The 21,689-nt window shown below is 64.2% G+C and carries 16 protein-coding genes; 4 read left to right on the top strand and 12 right to left on the bottom strand.

Annotated elements, in window-relative coordinates; translation table 11 throughout:
- Window positions 1–18 precede the first annotated feature (18 nt).
- A complete protein-coding gene (locus tag M2S36_RS05845) occupies window positions 19–987 on the top strand; it encodes a metal ABC transporter ATPase (protein WP_207828634.1) in 969 nt (322 codons plus the stop codon).
- Window positions 988–1,118: 131 nt separating this feature from the next.
- Here M2S36_RS05845 and hldE read toward each other — a convergent pair whose 3' ends face one another.
- The 3 genes from hldE to M2S36_RS05830 all read right to left on the bottom strand — a co-directional run bounded on the left by hldE (window position 1,119) and on the right by M2S36_RS05830 (window position 5,670).
- Window positions 1,119–2,540: a bifunctional D-glycero-beta-D-manno-heptose-7-phosphate kinase/D-glycero-beta-D-manno-heptose 1-phosphate adenylyltransferase HldE gene (gene hldE, locus M2S36_RS05840; RefSeq protein WP_207828633.1), complete on the bottom strand. Its 1,422-nt coding sequence runs from the start codon at window positions 2,538–2,540 to the stop codon at window positions 1,119–1,121.
- 130 nt (window positions 2,541–2,670) lie between these two features.
- Window positions 2,671–4,479 (bottom strand): lipid A export permease/ATP-binding protein MsbA, encoded by a 1,809-nt coding sequence (msbA, locus tag M2S36_RS05835; protein ID WP_233687333.1) that lies wholly within the window; start codon window positions 4,477–4,479, stop codon window positions 2,671–2,673.
- A gap of 15 nt (window positions 4,480–4,494) precedes the next feature.
- Entirely contained in the window at window positions 4,495–5,670 is a 1,176-nt protein-coding gene (locus M2S36_RS05830; RefSeq protein WP_233694658.1) for an O-antigen ligase family protein, read from the bottom strand.
- A gap of 100 nt (window positions 5,671–5,770) precedes the next feature.
- On the opposite strand from M2S36_RS05830, the gene M2S36_RS05825 reads away from it, so the two are divergent.
- On the top strand, window positions 5,771–6,376 hold the full coding sequence (locus M2S36_RS05825; protein ID WP_207828630.1) for a toluene tolerance protein: 606 nt from the start codon (window positions 5,771–5,773) through the stop codon (window positions 6,374–6,376).
- 3 nt (window positions 6,377–6,379) lie between these two features.
- Here the strand turns inward: M2S36_RS05825 and M2S36_RS05820 are convergent, their stop codons facing one another.
- From M2S36_RS05820 to putP, 9 genes are all read right to left on the bottom strand, one after another.
- Window positions 6,380–7,471, bottom strand: coding sequence for a glycosyltransferase (locus M2S36_RS05820; protein ID WP_207828629.1), 1,092 nt, complete (start codon window positions 7,469–7,471; stop codon window positions 6,380–6,382).
- A 37-nt stretch (window positions 7,472–7,508) separates the two neighbouring features.
- Window positions 7,509–8,282: a glycosyltransferase family 2 protein gene (locus M2S36_RS05815; RefSeq protein WP_207828628.1), complete on the bottom strand. Its 774-nt coding sequence runs from the start codon at window positions 8,280–8,282 to the stop codon at window positions 7,509–7,511.
- A gap of 66 nt (window positions 8,283–8,348) precedes the next feature.
- Window positions 8,349–9,305: a glycosyltransferase family protein gene (locus M2S36_RS05810; RefSeq protein ID WP_207828627.1), complete on the bottom strand. Its 957-nt coding sequence runs from the start codon at window positions 9,303–9,305 to the stop codon at window positions 8,349–8,351.
- A 49-nt stretch (window positions 9,306–9,354) separates the two neighbouring features.
- Window positions 9,355–10,758, bottom strand: coding sequence for a PIG-L deacetylase family protein (locus tag M2S36_RS05805; protein ID WP_333956834.1), 1,404 nt, complete (start codon window positions 10,756–10,758; stop codon window positions 9,355–9,357).
- A complete protein-coding gene (locus M2S36_RS05800; protein ID WP_207828625.1) occupies window positions 10,755–11,651 on the bottom strand; it encodes an antimicrobial resistance protein Mig-14 in 897 nt (298 codons plus the stop codon). Before M2S36_RS05800 ends, M2S36_RS05805 begins: the two co-directional genes overlap by 4 nt.
- Window positions 11,651–12,781: a glycosyltransferase gene (locus M2S36_RS05795; RefSeq protein ID WP_207828623.1), complete on the bottom strand. Its 1,131-nt coding sequence runs from the start codon at window positions 12,779–12,781 to the stop codon at window positions 11,651–11,653. Before M2S36_RS05795 ends, M2S36_RS05800 begins: the two co-directional genes overlap by 1 nt.
- Window positions 12,765–14,522 (bottom strand): carbamoyltransferase family protein, encoded by a 1,758-nt coding sequence (locus tag M2S36_RS05790; protein WP_063911962.1) that lies wholly within the window; start codon window positions 14,520–14,522, stop codon window positions 12,765–12,767. Before M2S36_RS05790 ends, M2S36_RS05795 begins: the two co-directional genes overlap by 17 nt.
- 194 nt (window positions 14,523–14,716) lie before the next feature.
- Window positions 14,717–15,553 (bottom strand): 23S rRNA (adenine(2030)-N(6))-methyltransferase RlmJ, encoded by an 837-nt coding sequence (locus M2S36_RS05785; protein ID WP_207828619.1) that lies wholly within the window; start codon window positions 15,551–15,553, stop codon window positions 14,717–14,719.
- A 185-nt stretch (window positions 15,554–15,738) separates the two neighbouring features.
- Window positions 15,739–17,217 carry a sodium/proline symporter PutP gene (gene putP / locus M2S36_RS05780; protein WP_207828616.1) on the bottom strand — a complete coding sequence of 493 codons (1,479 nt, stop codon included), beginning with the start codon at window positions 17,215–17,217 and terminating at the stop codon, window positions 15,739–15,741.
- On the opposite strand from putP, the gene M2S36_RS05775 reads away from it, so the two are divergent.
- Window positions 17,216–17,563 (top strand): hypothetical protein, encoded by a 348-nt coding sequence (locus M2S36_RS05775; protein ID WP_207828606.1) that lies wholly within the window; start codon window positions 17,216–17,218, stop codon window positions 17,561–17,563. The genes putP and M2S36_RS05775 overlap by 2 nt on opposite strands.
- Before the next feature lie 12 nt (window positions 17,564–17,575).
- The gene (gene putA, locus M2S36_RS05770; protein WP_233694663.1) at window positions 17,576–21,529 is read left to right on the top strand and encodes a trifunctional transcriptional regulator/proline dehydrogenase/L-glutamate gamma-semialdehyde dehydrogenase; all 3,954 of its coding nucleotides are present in this window, start codon (window positions 17,576–17,578) and stop codon (window positions 21,527–21,529) included.
- Window positions 21,530–21,689 lie beyond the last annotated feature (160 nt).

Raw genomic sequence — 21,689 nt, 5'->3', positions numbered from 1 at the left:
GACGCAAGGAGGAGCCTCGTGGCGCGAACGCTGATCCGCAAGAACCCGAGCAACTTCAAGACACTGCCGCTGCATGTCGAGGCCACGCCCGAAGGGCTGATCTACCAGAGCATCGGCATGCCGCTGAACTTTGCCCAGACCCAACAGCGGCGCAAGGCCATCCAGCTGCCCGACGTGCAGCGCTTCGTGGTCGAACTGGCCAACCTGGGCGTGTCGGTGCGGCTGACCCTGCATTGGCAGAACCGCGATTACTGGGTGCTGGTACGTCAGCGCCGGCAAGACCGTGGCGATGTGGTGCTGAAACTGATTTCCGGCTATGTACCGGCGCAGGAGCTGAACCTGCCGTTGCACACCGCCGTGCAGGAAGTGGCCGAGGAATGCCTGCTGGAAACCCCGGAGGGCTGGCTGGGCGGGCGCTTCAACGACACCTGGCTGCCGGTGCCCTACGCTGCCGCCCTGCACTACCGCGAAACGCCGCACTTCGTGCTGGCCCCGGAGTCCGGTGCGGCGCGCCCGGTGCACTGCGGCAAGCTGATGCTGCTGGAACGGCCACGGGCGTATGTGCACTTGCCCACCGCCTCGCTGCAGCTGATCTATGACATGCGCCTGCAGGTACCCCGGGACGCCAAGAAACTCAGCCTGTTCCACGTGGATGAGCGGCTGGAGGGCGACCAACTGGTGGCGCGGCTCAACCGCAAACGGCCGGACCTGTACCTGATGCCGTTGAAGGACGGCCAGCCACTGGCTGAGCTGTATACCGTGAAGAAAGACGAACTGGTGCCGGCGAGCACGCGCGGGCTGTACCTGGCCGAAAGTTTTGCACGGCAGGAGGGCTGGGTGGTCACGGACGAGCGGGTGCGCTGGAGGGATTGGGTGAAGCAGCAGGGGCTGGTGGAGAGCAAGCCGGTGCGGGCATCGCACCTGCAGCGGTTTGGCGACAAGGCGCGGGAACTGCTGGAGCGGGCGCGTACTTCACTGCATAAATGATGATTGGGGCCGCTATGCGGCCCTTCGCGGGCACGCCCGCTCCCACACAAGAGCGGTGTAATGCTCAAGCCTGCGCCGTACTTGTGGGAGCGGGCATGCCCGCGAAGGGCTGCACAGCAGCCCCCAAAGCATCAGTTCTTGCGAATCTTCTCGACGATCGCCGTGGTCGAGCTGTTCTCGACCAGCCCCAGCACCTTCACGGTACCGCCATAGGACTTGACGATATCGGCCCCCACCACCTGGTCGATGCCATAGTCACCACCCTTGACCAGCACATCCGGCTTGACCTGGCTCAGCAGGTTCTCCGGCGTGCCCTCGGGGAAGCTGATCACCCAGTCCACCGCCCCCAGCCCGGCCAGCACGGCCATGCGCCGGTCGACGCTGTTGATCGGCCGGCCCGGCCCTTTCAGGCGGCTGACCGAGGCATCATCGTTGACCGCGACGATCAGGCGATCGCCCTGGGCCCGCGCCTGCTCCAGGTAGGTGACATGCCCGGCATGCAGGATGTCGAAGCAGCCGTTGGTGAAGACGATCTTCTCCTTGTGCGCCCGCGCGTCATCGATGGCCAGCAGCAGCTGCTCCAGGCCCAGCACGCCGCGCTCGGAGCCTTCCTCACGCTGGATCGCCCGGCGCAGCTCGGGGGCGCTGATCGCAGCCGTACCCAGCTTGCCGACCACGATGCCCGCCGCCAGGTTGGCCAGGGCCACTGCGTGGGGCAGGTCCTCGCCGGCAGCAATGGCCGCCGCGAGGGTGGAGATGACGGTATCACCGGCACCGGTCACGTCGAACACTTCACGCGCCCGCGCCGGCAGGTGCAGCGCCGGCTGGCCGCTGCGCAGCAAGGTCATGCCATGCTCGCCACGGGTCACCAGCAAGGCGCCCAGGTCCAGGTCCTGCAGCAGCTGCAAGCCCTTGGCAACCAGCTCGGCCTCATCGGCGCAGCGGCCGACAATGGTCTCGAACTCGCTGAGGTTGGGGGTGATCAGGCTGGCGCCACGGTAGATGGAAAAGTCCTTGCCCTTGGGGTCGGCCAGCACCGGAATGCCCTTGGCCCGCGCCGCCTGGATCAGGCTCTGGTGGTTTTTCAGTGCGCCCTTGCCGTAGTCGGACAGGACCAGCACCTTGACGCCTTCGAGCAGGCTGTCGACCTCGGCACCCAGCGACAGCGGGTCGGTGGCGAACGGTTCTTCGAAATCGATGCGCAGCAACTGCTGGTGACGGCTCATGACCCGCAGCTTGACGATGGTCGGCTGGTGCGCGATGCGCTGGAACACCGAGCGCACGCCTGCAGCCTGCAGGCTGTTGGCCAGGCTGTCGGCGGCCTCGTCCTGGCCGGTGACGCCAATCAGCGAAGCCGGTGCGCCCAGGGCGGCGATGTTCAAGGCAACGTTGGCCGCGCCGCCGGGGCGATCCTCGATCTGATCGACCTTGACCACCGGGACTGGCGCTTCAGGCGAGATACGCGAAGTACCGCCATGCCAGTAGCGGTCGAGCATGACATCGCCGACCACCAGTACCGGGGCTTGATCGAAACGCGGCATGGACAACTTCATGGGCAACCCATATGGAAATAATGAACAGGGGCAGGATATTAGCACAGGGTAGACGACGGCTTTATGGCCAGATCACCCCAGGAAAATTCCCGTGACAATCGGGGCCGCGACGGCCCCGATCAACGAGGGTTCAGGTGATATCGGCCTTGGCCGGTTCATCCAGGCCCATGGCATGCAGGCGGGCATAATGGCCATTGGCCGCGAGCAGCTCGGCATGGGTGCCGCGCTCGACCAGACGGCCCTGGTCCATGACCAGGATCTGGTCGGCCTTCTCGATGGTCGACAGGCGGTGGGCGATCACCAGCGTGGTACGGCCTTGCATCACATGGTCCAGGGCAGCCTGGATATGCCGCTCGGACTCGGTATCCAGCGCCGAGGTGGCTTCGTCGAGGATCAGCAGCGGTGCGTTCTTCAGCAGTGCCCGGGCGATCGCCAGGCGCTGGCGCTGGCCGCCGGAGAGCAGCACGCCGTTTTCGCCCACTTCGGTATCGAAGCCTTTCGGCAGGCGATCGACGAATTCCTTGGCGTAGGCATCGGCCGCAGCGGCTTCGATGTCGGCGCGCGGGGCGCCGGCCAGGTCGCCATAGGCGATGTTGTTGGCCACGGTGTCGTTGAACAGGGTGACGTGCTGGGTCACCTGCGAAACGTGGCGACGCAGGTTGCGCAGGCGATAGTTCTCGATCTCCACGCCATCGAGCAGGATCTGCCCCTGGTCGTGGTGATAGAAGCGCGGGATCAGCGCCGCCAGGGTCGACTTGCCGCTGCCGGAGCGACCGACCAGGGCAATCATCTGCCCCGGCTCGGCAACGAAGCTGATATCGCTCAGCACCTCACGCTCGGTACCCGGGTAGGTGAAGCTCAGGTTGCGCACTTCCAGGCGCCCTTCCACCCGTTCCTTCTCGACGGTGCCGCTGTCCACTTCAGGTGCTTCGTCCAGTTGCTCGAAGATGCTCTCGGCACCGGCCAGACCTTTCTGGATGGTCGAGCTGACCTCCGAAAGCTGACGAATCGGCTTGGGCAACAGGCCGGCGGCGGTGATATAGGCCACCAGATCACCGGCAGTGGAGTCACCACGCAGGAACAGCACCAGGAACATCAGCGCGGCCATGGCGGTGTAGATCACCAGCTGCAGCATCGGCGTGTACAGCGAGCCGGTCTTGGTCATGTGCAGCTGCTTGTCGGTGTTGCTCTGGCTGGCCTTGCCGAAACGCTCCTGCTCGTAGGCCTCGCCGCCGAAGCTGCGCACCACGCGGTAGCCCTGGATGGTTTCCGAAGCGACGTGGGTGACGTCGCCCATGGCCACCTGGATCTTCTTGCTCTGCTTGCGGAATTTCTTGCTGGCGACGCTGACCATCACCGCGATCAGCGGCAGGATGGCGACCATCACCAAGGTCAGGTGCCAGTTCATCCACAGCAGGTAGCCGAACAGGAACACCACGGTCAGGCCTTCGCGGATCACCACCTTGATCGCATCGGTGGCGGCACCGGTGACCATGGTCACGTTGAAGGTGATGCGCGAAATCAGGTGCCCGGAGTTGTGGTTGTCGAAGTAGCGGTTAGGCAGCACCAGCAGCTTGTTGAACAGTTCCACACGCAGGTCGTGCACCAGGCACAGGGAAACCTTGGCCAGGAAGTAGTTGCCGAGGAACGAACCCAGGCCCTGCCACGCGGCAATCAGGATGATCAGCAGCGGCACCGCCTGCAGCAGTTGCAGGTCGCGCAGGTAGGGGACGTTGGGGAACAACACCGCTTCGGGGTTGCTCAGCCCATCGACGAAATACTTCAGGATCCCCGCCAGCATCGGCTGGGTCGAGGCAAAGATCACGAAACCGATGATGCTCAGCAGGAAAATGCCGACATAGGGTTTCACATAGCTCAGCAGCCGGAAGTAGATCTTCAGGCTGGAGGTGTGTTCCGCCGGTCGCGGTGTTTCGGCCATTATCAAGCTCGCTGTTCAGGTTGAACCGGAAATTTTACCACAGGCGTCATTTTCGGCACGCCCCCATGGCAGCAACATAGCCAGGCCCACGGGCAGCCAGCTGATGAACCATTCGGCACGTGGCGTGCCGGTGAGGCTGGCGGCATCGAACTGCATGGCCAGGGTCGAGTAGACCCAGAAGCCAAGCAGGATCTTGCCGAACAGCGTGCCGCGTGCGCGGATGATTTCGCCCAGGGTGTACAGCCACACCATGACCCACAGCAGCATGCCAGGCAGGCCCATCTCCACTGCGATGTGGGTGAACATGTTGTGGGTGTGGTCGAAGTGCTTGCCCACTGCACTCACGTCGTAGGCAGCCCCCAGGCCAAGGCCGGTCCAGGGATGCGCGGCGATCATGTCGACCACGGCATGGAAGATTTCCGGCCGGTAGGACGAGCCGCGCTGGGCGATCAGGTCGTACACGAGATAGAAGGCCAGGCCGGTGGCAATGGCCGCCAGCATGGCGAACACCTGGCTGTGGCGGTCACGGAACCACAGCGGCGCCATGAGCACGGTGAGCACCAGGGCCAGGACCGCCCCACGGCTCTGACTGAGCATGGCAAACAACCCCAGGCACGCCAGTGCTGCCAGCCACAACAGCTGCAGGCCACGTTGCCGCGGCGGCTCGTAAAGCAGGAAGAGCACGGCCGAACCGATGACGTAGGCGCCCAGGATCGGGTGCGATATTTCGCCGATGCCCTCCAGGCGGGCCACCAGCGGCATGCCCAGCACGCCGTAGAAATGAATGACCGAAACCAGCGCGGCCACGGCCAGCAAGGCGCTACCGGCCAGCAGCAGCTGACGAATGCGGGCCAGGCCAAGCTGGGCCAGCAGCGGGAACGCCAGCAGGAACAGCAGGATGTAGAGCAGGCGCTTGGCCTCGCGCCCCGGGTCTTGCGCGGCAGACCAGGTCAGGCTGAGCCCGCTCCAAGCCAGCAGCAACAACACACTCCCCCACAAGGCCGGCTGACGCCGCCAGGCCTGCACGATTACTTGCCGTGCGGACCACGCCATTACCAGCGTTGGCAACCACAGGAACAACACCAGGCCTTGCTGATAAATCTTGTTGCTCGGTGCCAAGGCAATCGCTGCCAGGAACCAGACCAACCCCAAACCCAACCAGGCTCGCGCCCAGTTTTTTTGATACAACATCCTTTCCCCCGATGAATCAAAGACACCATCCATGGTGCAACTGCATTATTTTCGGCATTATTGCCGGTCATTTTGCTCGCCAGACGACAAGGCTCTATTCATGCAATGCTCCCGGCTCACCCAGGTCGACTTCGATCAGCTGACACAAGGCGCACAGGTGCTTGAGGCAGATAGCCATGGCGCCAAAGTCTACCTGCTTGCGGATGGTAATTTCCTCAAGGTTTTCCGTAGGAAGCGGCTGATTTCATCTGCACTGCTGCGCCCGTACTCGCAGCGCTTCGTCGACAACGCCGCGCGCTTGGCACAACTGGGCATCCCCACTCTGGAAGTGATCAGCCAGCACAAGCTCGACCTGCCAGGGCGCACTGCCGTGCTGTACCGCCCGCTGCCAGGGCGCACCTTGTTGCAAATGTCGCGCGATGAAGGTTTCAACTGGGGTATTTATCTGCCGCGCCTCATCGAGCTGATCCGCCAGTTGCACCGCAGCGGCGTGTACTTCCGCTCGTTGCACCTGGGAAATGTGGTGGTCACCCCCGACCAGCAACTGGGCCTGATCGACGTGGCCGACATGCGTTTCCTGCGCCCGCCGCTGTCGGCGCGCATGATTCGGCGCAATGTGCAGCACATGGTGCGTTATATCGAACGGGAGAACCTGGGCGACCGGTTCCCCCTTGCCGACTTCGAGGCGGCCCTGCTGGCGCGCTGAGCGTCAGCTGCGCAGCAGGCTCTGCGAGCCGTTGCAGAACGCCTGCCAGGCCTGCTCCGGGGCCAGCGCCTGGCGCTGCCGGGCGGCTACCGCCGGGGCACTGAGCGCCGTGCAACGCTCGATCGCCTCGGCCCAGGCATTTTCATTGGCAACGGGCAGGTAGCCACCGGTGTCCTGCAACTGCTCGCGAAACACCTGCAGGTCGCTGCACAGCACCGGTACGTCGGCCATGACCGCCTCCTGTACCACCAGCCCCAGGCCTTCGGAGCGCGAGGGCACCAATAGCCAGTCGAATGCCCGGTACAGCTGCTGCAGGTCGTCGCGGTGACCGCTCAGGTGAACACGCCCGGCCAGGCCCAGCGCGTCGATACGGGCCTGCAGCACCGCACGCAGGGGGCCTTCGCCGATGATGGCCAATTGCATGTCCGGCTGGCGCGCACTGGCCTTGGCGAATGCCTCGATCAGCATTTCGAAGCCCTTGCTCTCCACCAACCGCCCGACCGCGCCCAGCATCACCCCATTTACCTGTGGCAACTGCAGGGCCTGCCTGGCCGCTCCTCGACTCAACAACGGCTCGGCGAATGCCCGCGGGTCAAGGGCCATGCGCAAGGTCTGCACCGGCCTGCCCAGGTCGTGTTCGATGGACGCGGCAAGTGTCTGCGAAACGGCGGCAATGCTCAGCCGCTCGGCCGGGAACATGCGCAGCAGGCGAACATCACTGTCACTCAGGCGCGTCTTGCCGTGAAACAGCACCTTGGCACGCACCTGCGGAACCTGCTCCAACAACGGCAACACCAGCCGCGCCACACCGACACCGTCGAGCAGCACGACTTCAGCCTGGGCCTCGTTCAGCGCCTTGCGCAAGCGCATGCGCAACCATGGGCGCAACAGGCGCCAGAAATGCCGCCCTTTCAGCGCCCGTGACGGCATGTGCCACTCCCGGGTCGCACCAAGCCCACAGCAGAGCCCACTACCCAGCAGCAGCCAGTTGGTAATCCGGGCATCGGCCCCCGCGTGCGACAGCACCTGCCGATGCACCTTGTGGATGGACATGTACGGCGTTCCACCCGCCCACATCATATTGACGATGTTCATGGGCCCTCTCCCGCTCATGCCAGGTGGGGCAGCGACTTCATTGAACAAAAATGGTGATTCCCATGCCAATCACGGCACCCGCCACGAGCGTCAATGCCAACTTGATCCGATCACGTTTACGACGTTTGGCCTTGCGCTCCACTTCGATGGGCAAGGTCACGTGATTACCGAATCCAGTATGTAATACTGCATCACCCTCCAAGGTGACCGCTGTCAGGTTCAACTCAGCGTAGCGTCGGGAAAGTGCCTTCTCTCCAGCATAGGCGGCAAATGGCGCGCAACGCTGGTAATCGCTCAAGCGACGCAGCCCGGGGTTGAGCGAAAAAGCCTGCCACTCGGCCTTGTCGGACAGCAGCGGGTAGCAAGGGACGCCAGCGATCACCTGGCGATCGCCCAGGTGGATGTACGGGCTGTGGATGGCCAGGTCATGGGCATGGCTGCGCAGCCAGACCTGCAACAGGTTGGGGCTGACCTCCAGGATGGCCCGGGAGTCTTCGACGAAGCTCTGGCGATAGAAGTGCCAGTCGTCCTCGCAGTGAAAGATGTAGGGCGTCTTTACATGGCTGTAGGCCAGGTCGATAGACGGCAGTTGGCCCAGCTTGGGCCGGTTGACGAACACCTTGCAATGCGGCTTCCAGTGCTCAGGCACAGCGGCATGCACGGCATCGTCACCGGAATCTTCGGTGATGAACACTTCGCGAATGGGCGCGGTATTGTAGCGATCGAAACTCTCAAGGGTATCTTTGAGCAGATCGAACCGCCCACAACTGGTCACGACAAGCGTGATGTCACTCTCACCTGAAAAGCGCACCGGACTCCCTCCGCATTGCGACTATCGACTTCCGGCACCCTTTCCGTAGGCGCGAAAGTTCTTATGTTAGATGCCCAGCTTCAGGCGCAGCCGCTGCCATGCAGACAACGGTGGGTGGGGCCTGAGCGCCGGGCGCATGTGGTCGACGATGCTACGTCCAACTGCCGCGAAACTGAAACGGGAAACCGCCAGGTGGCGGCCATTTTCTGCAATCTGCCGCGCCAGCTCAGGGTCCGAACGCAAACGGCGGAGCTTTTCCTGAAGGGTGGGGATACTGTCATAGAACACCACGTTGTGCATGTCCTGCAGGCCCAGCGCGCGGTTCTCTTGCTCGCCCTGGTCATACGCCAGCAACACACAGCCACAGGCCATGGCTTCGAAGTTCTTGATCATGTATTCGCCCATGCCGACGTCGGCACTGACGAAGAAGCGGATCCGGTTGAGCGTGTTGCAGTAGTCCTCACCCGATTTGGTACGGGTCACCACCAGGTTCTCGACCCGACCCAGCTCGTCCAGCAACGCCTTGCGGCCACTGTAGGCCACGCTGTTGGTGCTGCCGACGAAGGCCAGTTCGATGTCGCGCTCACGCCCCTGGTCGGCCAGCAACTGCTCGTCGTAGCCCTTGGGCACGAACACGGCATCGAAACCTTCCTGACGCAGGCGCTCGCTGACCATGTAGCCGGAGCTGATCACCCGCGCCCAGGGCAGCTTGCGGTAATGGGCGCTGAACTTGCCGGTGTACTTGCACGGGATGTAGTTCTGATAGGCATCATGCTCGAGGATGACCAGGTTCGGCACGGTGCGGATGAACGCCGCCTGGCGGATTTCCTGCTTGAAACGCAGGAAGAACACAATGCGGTCATAACGCTCGACCTGCACTTCACGCTTGAAATAACGGCGCAGATTGCGCTGGTCTTCGCTGGTCAGCCAGCGCAGGTCGCACTCGCAGTTGGCCGCGACGCCATCGTACAGGCGGTCGAGAATCGCCCGCTGTTCCTTCTGCACCAAAAATAGGACTTTCATTGCATTCCTTGGGCGCTCTGCGCCATCGCGGTCAACCATGGGGGCGCGGCTACAGCTCACGCCGCCAGAACAGTTCATGTCGGCGCACGGCCTTGCGGAAGAATTCGTTCTCGCCGTAAGGCGACGGCCGCCGCCCGGCCAGCCAGCGCTGCAACAAGCGGCGCAGGCGGCGCTTGAACGGCGCCGGCGGCTGCAGGTCGTGCATCATGCCCAGGGCCATGGCCTTGTCGCGCTGGGTCGCCAGATCCAGCACAAGGCTGCAGGGTGCCCAGGCCTGGGCAGCGCTCAGCTGCGGCGGCAAGGCCACGCCATCACCACTGTCGCCCATCGGCCAGCGATCGTTGTCATGCAGGTGGTTGGCGTAGCACAGCAGGGTTTGCGGCTGCCAGGCAAGGCCTTGCAAGGCTTCCAGCACCGCTGCCTGGGCACAGATGTGGTCGGGGTGCGGGTCGAGTTGCGGGTGCGGCATCACCAGCACCTCTGGCCTGGCCATTTCCAGCAAGGCACGCAGGTCGGCCAGCAGGTTGTGCCAGGTCGGCGCGCCATCGCCGTCGGCCGGCAGCGGGAACGGGTTGAACCGGCGGAATACGCGAATGTCGGCGAGGTCGGCCTCGCGAGAAGCGGCCGGCTGGTCTGGCGCGGCCTGCATGGCAGGCAGTTGCAGGCAGAAGTAGCCCAGCTGCACGCAGCGCGACTCCGCCACACCGGCCCAGCGTGGCACGGCGATACTGTCCCAGGCCCGCAGGCGCCCCTTCAGGCGCGCGGCCTCGGCCTTTGCCAGGCCCATCTGCTGATAGTGCTCGGCCTCGATTTCACCAGCGGTCAGGGTCACTACCCAGGTTTCATCGGCCTGGCTGTAGAGGCCATACGCGGCCAGCTCGGCATCATCGGCATGCGGCGCGATCACCATCACCCGGCGCTTTTGCAGCTCGACCGCCGGAGTTATCCACAAGCGCGGCTGGCCCGTCAGCCGGCAATGCCGGCCACGCAGGCGCAACGCGCCAGCCTGCAGCGGTGCGGCAAGGCCGGTCAAGTTGAGGAAGCGCACGCCATCGACGCCGCGCTCGAAAGTTTGCCGGTCGGTCTGTTCACCAGCCACCAGCTCGACCTGCGGGTCGAGGAAGCGCCCAAGCCAGCGGCTTTCTACCCGCAGCTCGAGGATCAGGGTCTCGTTGCCCTGCAGCGCGCAGTCAGCCTTGAGCAGGCCGCCGTTCAGGCTGGCAGGGGCTTGCCGGGTCTGCTCGCCGAAGTCGTAGGCGTAGTCCTCGCCTGGCGCATAGAACAGGTGGTCGGCAAACCAGGCTTCATGGGCCGCCCACAGCAGCGGCAACAGCAACAGTGGCAACCACCACCAGCTGAGCACACCCAAGGCCACCAGCGCGACCAGGCCCGCCAGCAGGCCCAGGCGCTTGTTGCGCCGGTGGCGCTTGAGCAACTGCTGCTTGCGGCTCACGCCTGATACACCGGCACGGGGTTGCACCAGCGGTCCTTGTACTCGCGGTCGGCACGGCCGAACGAGAACCGCAGCGGCTTGTTGCGCGCACGGGCGTCTTCCCAGGCGGCCTGGGTATTGAGGAAGCTCAGCACGCTGCCGGGGCTGAAGGCCTTGGTTTCAGGGTCGACACCGCCATTGATGTACTCGACGCTGACCCATTCCGGCGCTTCGACACGGTATACCAGCTGGATGGCGATCGGCTTGCCGTCCAGCAGCAGGACCGAACCGATCAGCAGCGCGCGCAGGCGCTCGAGCACCTCGGCCATGCGCTCGGCACCGGTGGCCGGGAAGCCCCAGCGGCGCTGGAACAAGTCGCAGTACATGCTGGCGATTTCCTGCGCGCTGAAGTCGCTGATCGGGCGCACCACACCGCCCGCCTCTTCCAGCAGGCGAAGCTCGCGGCGCTGGTTGTAGCGGAACTTCTTCGACAGGTCTTCGTGGGCGCGAGCCATGGCCAGCTGTTCCTTCTGCACCTTGAGGCCACTGAAGCGGCCCTGGTTCAGTTCGGACAGGTAGCGCGCGGCATGGCGCAACGGCGCGGCGGCATCGGCCGCCGCCGGCAGGATGATCTCGGCGTTACCCAGGTCGAACAGCGCCTTTTTGCCGGCACGCTTGAGCACGTCCTTGGACAGCGCAAGGTGGCGCCCCCAGGTGGGGATGGCGGCCTTCAGCTCACCGGCCTGGTGCCAGCCCAGGTAACGCACCGGGATCTGCGCCAGATCCGCAAGCTGCTCGACCACCAGAGGATGGGTGGCGACACTGCCGCCAAAGCGGGCCCATGCCTCGGCGTAGGCCTTGGCATCGATCACTTGCCAACCGCGCTCGCGGAAGGCCTGGATACGGTTGAGCATCAGGCCTTCCCCACCAGCGCACGGACCTGCGGCAGCTGCCAGAAGGCCTCGCGCACCGCCTGGTCGGAGAAGCGTTCATGCAGGCGCTGCAGCATGTGCCCGGCACAGGCCTGGCGCTGCTGCCCATCGAGCACGGCCATGTGCTTCAGGCCTTGGGCCAGTTGCCCGGCATCGCCCAGCGGGAACAGCACGCCAACACCCTCGACCACTTCACGGGCACCGCCACAAGCCGTGGCCAGCACGGGTACACCGGCAACCATGGCTTCAAGCAGGACCATGCCGAACGGCTCATGGTCGGAGCTCAGGGCGAACACGTCGAACGCCTGGAAGTAACGACGCGCATCCGGCACCTGGCCAAGGAAGTCCACTTGCCCGGCAATGCCCAGCTCGGCGGCCAGGTCCTTGAGCCTGGCTTCCAGGCGGCCCTTGCCGAGGATCGCCAGGCGGGCACCGGCCGGCAGCCCCGGTAGTGCTTCGGCAAAACCACGCAGCAGGGTAGCCTGGTCCTTGTCCGGGTGCAGGCGCCCGACGTTACCGACAATCCACGCCTGCGCATCCAGGCCCAAGGCCTGGCGCGCCTCGGCGCGCGGCACCAGGGCCGCTTGCAGGGCGTCGATGTCGATGCGGTTGTACAGGGTCTGGATACGCTCTGCCGGCCACTGCGGCAGGCAGCGGCGCATGTCGTCACGCACGGCGTCCGACACGCCCAGCAGGCTCAGGCGTTTGCTGAACAGGTTGGCGAAGATGCGTCGCCCCTTGCGCTCGTAGTCACCGAAGGCATGGTGCACACCGATCACCGGCAAGCCGGTGCCCAGCAACGCCACGTAGATCGGCTTGAAGCGATGGGCAATGCAGAAGGCGAAATTGCGCTCGGCCGCGATCCGCCGCAATGCACGGATGGCGCCGAGCTTCAGGCCGCGTACGGCCTTGGAGCTGAACTCCAGGAACAGCACCTCGTCCGACGCGCAGCCGGCCGCTACCTGCGGGTCGGCTGCGCCGGTGAGAAACACCGTGGTGACCTGGTAGCCACGCCCCTGGAACAGGCTGGCGTACTGACGGGCGCAGTCCAGGAACGGCCCGTCATAGCCATGGCAGAACTGCAGGATGCGCGGTTCAGAGCGGCTGGTCATACGGGGCCGCGCCGTCCTTCACAACCAGGATGTCTTCCATGATCAGGTACTGCAGGTCCGAGCCGAAGAACATGTTCAGGGCGTCGGTCGGCGAGCAGATCATCGGTTCACCACGGCGGTTCAGCGAGGTGTTCAGCGACACGCCGTTGCCGGTCAGGTCTTCCAGCGCCTTCATCATGTCGTAGTAGCGCGGGTTGTACTCGCGCTTGAGCACCTGGGCACGCGAAGTGCCGTCCTCGTGGACCACTTCCGGCACGCGGGTCTTCCACTCTTCAGCCACTTCGAAGGTGAAGGTCATGAACGGCGCCGGGTGGTCGACCTTGATCATCTGCGGGGCGACGGTGTCGAGCATCGACGGGCAGAAAGGTCTCCAGCGTTCGCGGAACTTGATCTGCTCGTTGATGCGGTCGGCCACGCCCGGCACGCTCGGGCAGCCGATGATCGAACGGCCGCCCAGGGCGCGCGGACCAAATTCCATGCGGCCCTGGAACCAGGCCACCGGGTTGCCATCGACCATGATTTTGGCGATGCGCTGCGGCATATCGTCGAGCTTGCGCCACTTTGGCGCGTTCGGGTGACGGGCGCAGGCAGCGATCACGTCTTCGTTGGAGTACGACGGGCCGAGGTAGACGTGTTCCATCTTCTCGACCGGCACGCCACGGGCGTGGGAAACGTAGGCGGCAGCACCCACGGCGGTACCCGCGTCACCAGAAGCCGGCTGCACGAACAGCTCTTTCAGGTCTGGGCGGGCGATGATCTTCTGGTTGAGCTTGACGTTCAGCGCGCAACCGCCGGCAAAGGCCAGCTTGCCGGTTTCACGCAGGGTGTCGCCCAGATAGTAGTCGATCATCTGCAGGGCGATTTTCTCGAACAGCGCCTGCATGCTGGCCGCGTAATGGATGTACGGCTCGTCGGCGATATCGCCTTCGCGCTTGGGGCCCAGCCATTCGATCAGCTTCGGCGAGAAGTAGAAGCCCTTGCCCTTCTCTTTATAGCGGCGCAGGCCGATGACGTTGGCGTATTCGGTGTTAATCACCAGTTCGCCATTTTCGAAGCTGGCCAGGCGCGAGAAGTCGTACTTGCTGGCGTCGCCATACGGCGCCATGCCCATGACCTTGAACTCGCCGTCGAGCATCTCGAAGCCGAGGAACTCGGTGATTGCGCCGTACAGGCCGCCCAGCGAGTCCGGGTCGAAGAATTCCTTGATCTTGTGGATCTTGCCGTTTTCGCCATAGCCAAAGAAGGTGGTGGCGTATTCGCCCTTGCCGTCGATGCCAAGGATTGCGGTTTTTTCCTTGAAGCCCGAGCAGTGGTAGGCGCTGGAGGCGTGGGCCAGGTGGTGCTCGACCGGCTCGATCTTGACCTTTTTCGGGTCGAAGCCCAGTTGCTCCAGGCACCAGACAATCTTCTTGCGGTAGCGCTTGTAGCGACGGTTGCCCATCAGGATAGCGTCGAGGGCGCGGTCCGGGGCGTACCAGTAGCGCTTGGCATAGTGCCAGCGCGCCTTGCCGAACAGGCTGATCGGGGCGAACGGGATGGCTACCACGTCGACGTCGGATGGCTTGATGCCTGCCTGTTCCAGGCAGAACTTCGCCGACTCGTAGGGCATGCGGTTCTTCGCATGCTTGTCACGCACGAAGCGCTCTTCTTCGGCGGCGGCAATCAGCTTGCCGTCAATGTACAAGGCCGCGGAAGGGTCATGGCTAAGGGCGCCGGACAGGCCAAGAATCGTCAATGCCAAGGGATTAGCCTCTTCATTCGGTAGAAATGCGCCAGCGGCCTCTTGGGCGGGTGGCGGCTAAAGGGCGGGATTATAACGCAAACATCAGGATAGGCACTGCATTAACCTGTGGGAGCGGGCGTGCCCGCGAACACCGGCAAAGCCGGTGCCATGCACCGCAGCGCCTGCTCCCACAGATGCCCCAAGGCAACTGCTTATTCGGCGATCAGCCAGTCCATACGGAAGCTGCCGGCGGTCTGCGCCAGCTCCTTGGCCAGCCATGGCAGCAGCTCCTTGAGCTCGTCCTCCAGCCCCCACGGCGGGTTGGCGATGGCCAGGCCGGAGCCATTGAGCCCCTGCGGGCTGTCCTGGTGATGCACATACAACTCGACCCGCAGCAGCTTCGGCGCGCCGGTGCTGGTCAGGTCCTGGTAGAAGCGGGTCAGCGAACGCTGGTCCTTGATCGGATACCAGATGGCCGCGACGGTCTGGCGCATGCGGCCGATCGCTTCTTTCATCGCCGTGGTGCAGCGCTTCAGCTCATCAGCTTGCTCGAACGGCGGGTCGATCAGCATGATCGCGCGCTTTTCCTGCACGGGCAGCAAGGCCCGCGGCACATGCCAGCCTTCACCCAGGTGCACGACCACGCGCGGGTCTTTCTTCATGTTCTCTTTGAGCAGCGGCCCGTCTTCGGGGTGCTTCTCGTTGAGCAGGGCGCGGTCCTGCTGACGCATCAGGCGGCGGGCCAGCTCGGGCGAACCGGGGTAATAGCGCAGCTCGCCATCGGCATTCAGGCGTTTGATGATACGCAGATAGTCGTCAGCCATGGCCGGCAGGTCATCGCGATTCCACAGGCGGGCGACACCTTCCAGGTACTCGCCGGTGCGGGTTGCCTGGTCGCCTTGCAGATCGTACAGGCCAAGCCCTGCGTGGGTATCGATGTAGGCGAACGGCTGTTCCTTGCGCGACATCAGGGCGATGAGGCGGGTCAGCACGATGTGTTTGAGGACGTCGGCGTGGTTGCCGGCGTGGAAGGCGTGACGATAGTTCATGGCAACTCCTGCGGGGGTGGCAAGTTTACCTTGCCTTGCAGGCGGAGTCAGGCCTGGCTGCTGATCGGCGGCGGCTTCTTCGCGGCTAAACCCGCTCCCACAGGCACCTCACAGAATTTGAGTTCTGCGCAATTCCTGTGGGAGCGGGTTCACCCGCGAAGCAGGCGCCGCCGACTCAACGGGTATTACTTGTCAGCGTGATACGCCGCATCAGCAGTCTCGAAGCGCTTGACCATTGCCTGCGACGGGCTGCCCAGCTTGCTCACCACGATGATGGCGATGCTGGCGAACAGGAAGCCCGGGATGATTTCGTACAGCCCGAGGGTGTCGAAGTTCTTCCACAGGATCACGGTCAGCGCACCCACCACGATACCGGCCAGCGCGCCGTTACGTGTCATGCCTTTCCACAGCACCGAAATCAGCACCACCGGACCGAAGGCAGCACCAAAGCCGGCCCAGGCGTAAGCCACCAGGCCCAGCACGCGGTTTTCCGGGTTGGCGGCCATCGCAATGGCGATCAGGGCGACGGCCAGCACCATCAGGCGGCCGACCCACACCAGCTCGACCTGCGAAGCGTTCTTGCGCAGGAAGGACTTGTAGAAGTCTTCGGTCAGGGCGCTGGAGCACACCAGCAGCTGGCAGCTCAGGGTGCTCATCACCGCCGCCAGGATGGCCGACAGCAGCACACCGGCAATCCACGGGTTGAACAGGATCTTGGCCAGCTCGATGAACACGCGTTCGTGGTTCTCGGTGACCGGGCCCGCCAGCTCAGGGTGTGCCGAGAAGTAGGCGATGCCGAAGAAGCCCACGGCGCAGGTACCGGCCAGACACAGGATCATCCAGGTCATGGAGATGCGACGGGCGTTGGCGATCGATTTCACCGAGTCGGCAGCCATGAAGCGCGCCAGGATGTGCGGCTGGCCGAAGTAGCCCAGGCCCCAGCCCATCAGCGAGATGATGCCGATGAAGGTGGCGCCCTTGAGCATGTCGAAGTTGGCCGGGTTCGCCGCATCGATGGCAGCGAAGGTGGTGTCGAAGCCGCCAGTGGAGATCAGCACGATCACCGGGGTGAGGATCAGCGCAAAGATCATCAGCGAAGCCTGCACGGTGTCGGTCCAGCTCACTGCCAGGAAACCACCGACGAAGGTGTAGGCGATGGTCGCTGCGGCACCGGCCCACAGGGCGGTTTCGTACGGCATGCCGAAGGTGCTCTCGAACAGGCGGGCACCGGCAACGATGCCGGAAGCGCAGTAGATGGTGAAGAACACCAGGATCACGATGGCCGAGATGATCCGCAACACGCCGCTGTTGTCTTCGAAGCGGCTGGAGAAGTAGTCCGGCAGGGTCAGTGCATCGCCGTTGTGCTCGGTCTGCACGCGCAGACGGCCAGCGACGAACAGCCAGTTCAGGTAGGCGCCGACGGTCAGGCCGATGGCAATCCAGGCTTCGGACAGGCCGGAGAAGTAGATCGCGCCCGGCAGGCCCATCAGCAGCCAGCCGCTCATGTCGGAAGCGCCGGCGGAAAGCGCGGTAACCACGCTACCCAGGCTGCGACCGCCGAGGATGTAGTCGGAAAGGTTCTTGGTGGAGCGATAGGCGGCGAAGCCGATCAGCACCATTGCCGCGATATAGATCACGAAAGTGATCGTTAGTGGATTGCCCATGCGTGTGCCCTGGCGTTTGTTTTTATGTCATGCACAACCGCAGCCATTGCGGTTGCACCCAGGCGGCGAATCCTATGCAACAACGCAAAGCGGGTGCAACCATTTTTCATTTGCAAGTTGCACCTGCTCGTGCATTTTTAGTCAAAGCCGCTTTTTTGCTCCACTTTTGGAGCAACAAGGTCGTTTTTCAGAAGAAAACGCACCAAAAACGACCCTTTCCAAGGTGTGGAAATATCTGTCGGACGAGTTGCACCTTTTCCACGAAAAATTCGGGTTGCACCTGGTTGCACCCGAATTGTCCTACAGCTACTCTTGGCGCCAGCTTAGGCCACAACCGTGGCAATAACGAGGATAAGAAATGGCGACGACCACCCTTGGGGTCAAACTCGATGACCCGACCCGTGAGCGACTCAAGGCAGCTGCGCAGTCGATTGACCGCACGCCGCACTGGTTGATCAAGCAAGCGATCTTCAACTATCTGGAGAAGCTCGAGGGTGGTGCCACCCTGACCGAACTCAACGGCCATGCCAGCAGCCTGGCCGACGACGCCGGTGAAGTCCAAGCCGACCACAGCCACCAGTGCTTCCTCGAGTTCGCCGAGAGCATCCTGCCGCAGTCGGTACTGCGCTCGGCGATCACCGCCGCCTACCGCCGCCCCGAGCAGGAAGTGGTACCGATGCTGCTGGAGCAGGCGCGCCTGAGCGCCCCGCTGGCCGAAGCGACCAACAAGATGGCCGCCGGCCTCGCCGAAAAACTGCGCAACCAGAAGAGCGCTGGTGGCCGTGCCGGCATCGTCCAGGGCCTGCTGCAGGAGTTCTCGCTGTCGTCCCAGGAAGGCGTGGCACTGATGTGCCTGGCCGAAGCCCTGCTGCGCATCCCCGACAAGGGCACCCGTGACGCACTGATTCGCGACAAGATCAGTACCGGCAACTGGCAGCCACACCTGGGCAACAGCCCGTCGCTGTTCGTCAACGCCGCCACCTGGGGCCTGCTGTTGACCGGCAAGCTGGTGTCCACCCACAACGAATCCGGCCTCACCTCCTCGCTCACCCGCATCATCGGCAAGAGCGGCGAGCCGATGATCCGCAAGGGCGTCGACATGGCCATGCGCCTGATGGGCGAGCAGTTCGTCACCGGCGAAACCATCGCCGAAGCGCTGGCCAACGCCAGCCGCTTCGAGTCCAAGGGCTTCCGCTATTCCTACGACATGCTCGGCGAAGCCGCACTGACCGAGCACGACGCACAGAAGTACCTGGCGTCCTACGAGCAGGCCATCCATTCGATCGGCAAGGCCTCCCATGGCCGTGGCATCTATGAAGGCCCGGGCATCTCGATCAAGCTGTCTGCGCTGCACCCGCGCTACAGCCGCGCCCAGTACGAGCGCGTGATGGAAGAGCTGTACCCGCGCCTGCTGTCGCTGACCCTGCTGGCCAAGCAGTACGACATCGGCCTGAACATCGACGCCGAAGAAGCCGATCGCCTGGAGCTGTCGCTCGACCTGCTCGAGCGCCTGTGCTTCGAGCCTTCGCTGGCCGGCTGGAACGGTATCGGCTTCGTTATCCAGGCCTACCAGAAGCGCTGCCCGTACGTGATCGACTACGTCATCGACCTGGCCAAGCGCAGCCGCCACCGCCTGATGATCCGCCTGGTGAAAGGCGCCTACTGGGACAGCGAGATCAAGCGCGCCCAGGTCGAAGGCCTGGAAGGCTACCCGGTCTACACCCGCAAGGTGTACACCGACGTGTCCTACGTCGCCTGCGCCCGCAAGCTGCTGGCCGTGCCAGAAGCCATCTACCCGCAGTTCGCCACCCACAACGCCCACACCCTGTCGGCCATCTACCACATTGCCGGGCAGAACTATTACCCGGGCCAGTACGAGTTCCAGTGCCTGCACGGCATGGGCGAGCCGCTGTACGAGCAGGTGGTCGGGAAAATTTCCGAAGGCAAGCTGAACCGCCCGTGCCGCGTCTATGCACCGGTCGGCACCCACGAAACGCTGCTGGCCTACCTGGTGCGTCGCCTGCTGGAAAACGGCGCCAACACCTCGTTCGTCAACCGCATCGCCGACCACTCGATCTCCATCCAGGAACTGGTCGCCGACCCGGTCGCCAGCATCGAGCGCATGGGCACCCAGGAAGGCAGCATCGGCCTGCCGCACCCACGTATCCCGCTGCCGCGTGAACTGTATGGCAGCGAGCGGGCCAACTCGGCCGGCATCGACATGGCCAACGAACACCGCCTGGCGTCGCTGTCCTGCGCCATGCTGGCCACCGCCCACAACGACTGGAAAGCCGCCCCGCTGCTGGCCTGCGCCGCCAGCGAAGGCGCTGCTGCGCCGGTGCTGAACCCGGCGGACCACCGCGACGTGGTCGGCCATGTTCAGGAAGCCACTGTCGCCGACGTCGACAATGCCATCCAGTGCGCACTGAATGCCGCACCGATCTGGCAGGCCACCCCGCCGGCCGAACGCGCTGCCATTCTGGAGCGCACCGCCGACCTGATGGAGGCCGAAATCCAGCCGCTGATGGGCCTGCTGATCCGCGAAGCCGGCAAGACCTTCGCCAACGCCATCGCCGAAGTGCGTGAAGCCGTGGACTTCCTGCGCTACTACGCGGTGCAGGCACGCAACGACTTCAGCAACGACGCCCACCGCCCGCTGGGCCCGGTGGTGTGCATCAGCCCGTGGAACTTCCCGCTGGCGATCTTCACCGGCCAGGTGGCCGCAGCGCTCGCCGCCGGCAACCCGGTACTGGCCAAGCCGGCCGAGCAAACCCCGCTGATCGCCGCCCAGGCCGTGCGCCTGCTGCTGGAAGCCGGTATTCCGGAAGGCGTGCTGCAGCTGCTGCCAGGCCGCGGTGAAACCGTCGGTGCCGGCCTGGTCGGTGACGAGCGCGTCAAAGGCGTGATGTTCACCGGTTCCACCGAAGTGGCCCGCCTGCTGCAGCGCAACGTCGCCGGCCGCCTGGACAACCAGGGCCGCCCGATCCCGCTGATCGCCGAAACCGGCGGCCAGAACGCGATGATCGTCGACTCCTCGGCACTGACCGAGCAGGTAGTGATCGACGTGGTGTCCTCGGCCTTCGACAGTGCCGGCCAGCGTTGCTCGGCCCTGCGCGTGCTGTGCCTGCAGGAAGACTCCGCCGACCGCGTGATCGAAATGCTCAAGGGCGCCATGGCCGAAAGCCGCCTGGGCAGCCCGGACCGCCTGGCCGTGGACATTGGCCCGGTAATCGACGCCGAAGCCAAGGCCGGTATCGAGAAGCACATCCAGGGCATGCGCGAGAAAGGCCGTTCGGTCTATCAGGTGGCCATTGCCGATGCTGCCGAGATCAAGCGTGGCACCTTCGTCATGCCGACCCTGATCGAGCTGGAAAGCTTCGACGAGCTGAAGCGTGAAATCTTCGGCCCGGTGCTGCACGTGGTGCGCTACAACCGCCGCAACCTGGACCAGCTGATCGAGCAGATCAACAACTCCGGCTATGGCCTGACCCTCGGCGTGCACACCCGCATCGACGAGACCATCGCCAAGGTGGTGGAAACCGCCAACGCCGGCAACATGTACGTCAACCGCAACATCGTCGGTGCGGTGGTGGGTGTGCAGCCGTTCGGTGGTGAAGGCCTGTCCGGCACTGGCCCGAAAGCCGGCGGCCCGCTGTACCTGTACCGCCTGCTGTCGACTCGCCCGGCCGACGCGATTGGCCGCCACTTCCAGCAGCAGGACGGCGAAGGCAAGCCTGACCGCGCCCTGCACGAGCAGTTGATCAAGCCGCTGCACGGTTTGAAGGCCTGGGCCGAGAGCAACCAGTTGGCCGACCTGGCCGCGCTGTGCAGCCAGTTCGCCAGTCAGTCGCAAAGCGGCATCGCCCGCCTGCTGCCAGGCCCGACCGGCGAGCGCAACAGCTACACCATCCTGCCGCGTGAGCACGTGCTGTGCCTGGCCGACAACGAGGCCGACCTGCTGGCGCAGTTCGCCGCAGTGCTGGCGGTTGGCAGCTCGGCGGTATGGGCTGACGGCGAGCCGGGCAAGGCCCTGCGTGCCCGCCTGCCGCGTGAGCTGCAGGCCAAGGTCAAGCTGGTGGCGGACTGGAACAAGGATGAAGTGGCGTTCGACGCCGTGATCCATCATGGCGACTCGGACCAGCTGCGCGGCGTGTGCCAGCAGGTGGCCAAGCGTGCCGGTGCGATCGTGGGCGTGCACGGGCTGTCCAGCGGGGATCATCAGATTGCGCTGGAGCGTCTGGTGATCGAGCGGGCAGTGAGTGTGAACACTGCTGCTGCCGGTGGTAATGCCAGCTTGATGACCATTGGCTGAAGCTGAGGCTGAGGGTTGTTGAAGAAAAGGGAGAGCTTCGGCTCTCCTTTTTTTATGGGGGCTGGGGTTGGGCTGACACGTGTTCGCCACAAAATTTTCTGCGCCTGTGATATCGAGCGCCGCCCGCGCGGCGCTTCGCGGGGCAAGCCCGCTCCCACAT

The organism is Pseudomonas sp. SF2, from assembly GCF_036858055.1.
Classification (GTDB): domain Bacteria; phylum Pseudomonadota; class Gammaproteobacteria; order Pseudomonadales; family Pseudomonadaceae; genus Aquipseudomonas.
The sequence above is the reverse complement of the archived record's forward strand: the minus strand, read 5'-3'. Positions and strand labels throughout refer to the sequence as shown.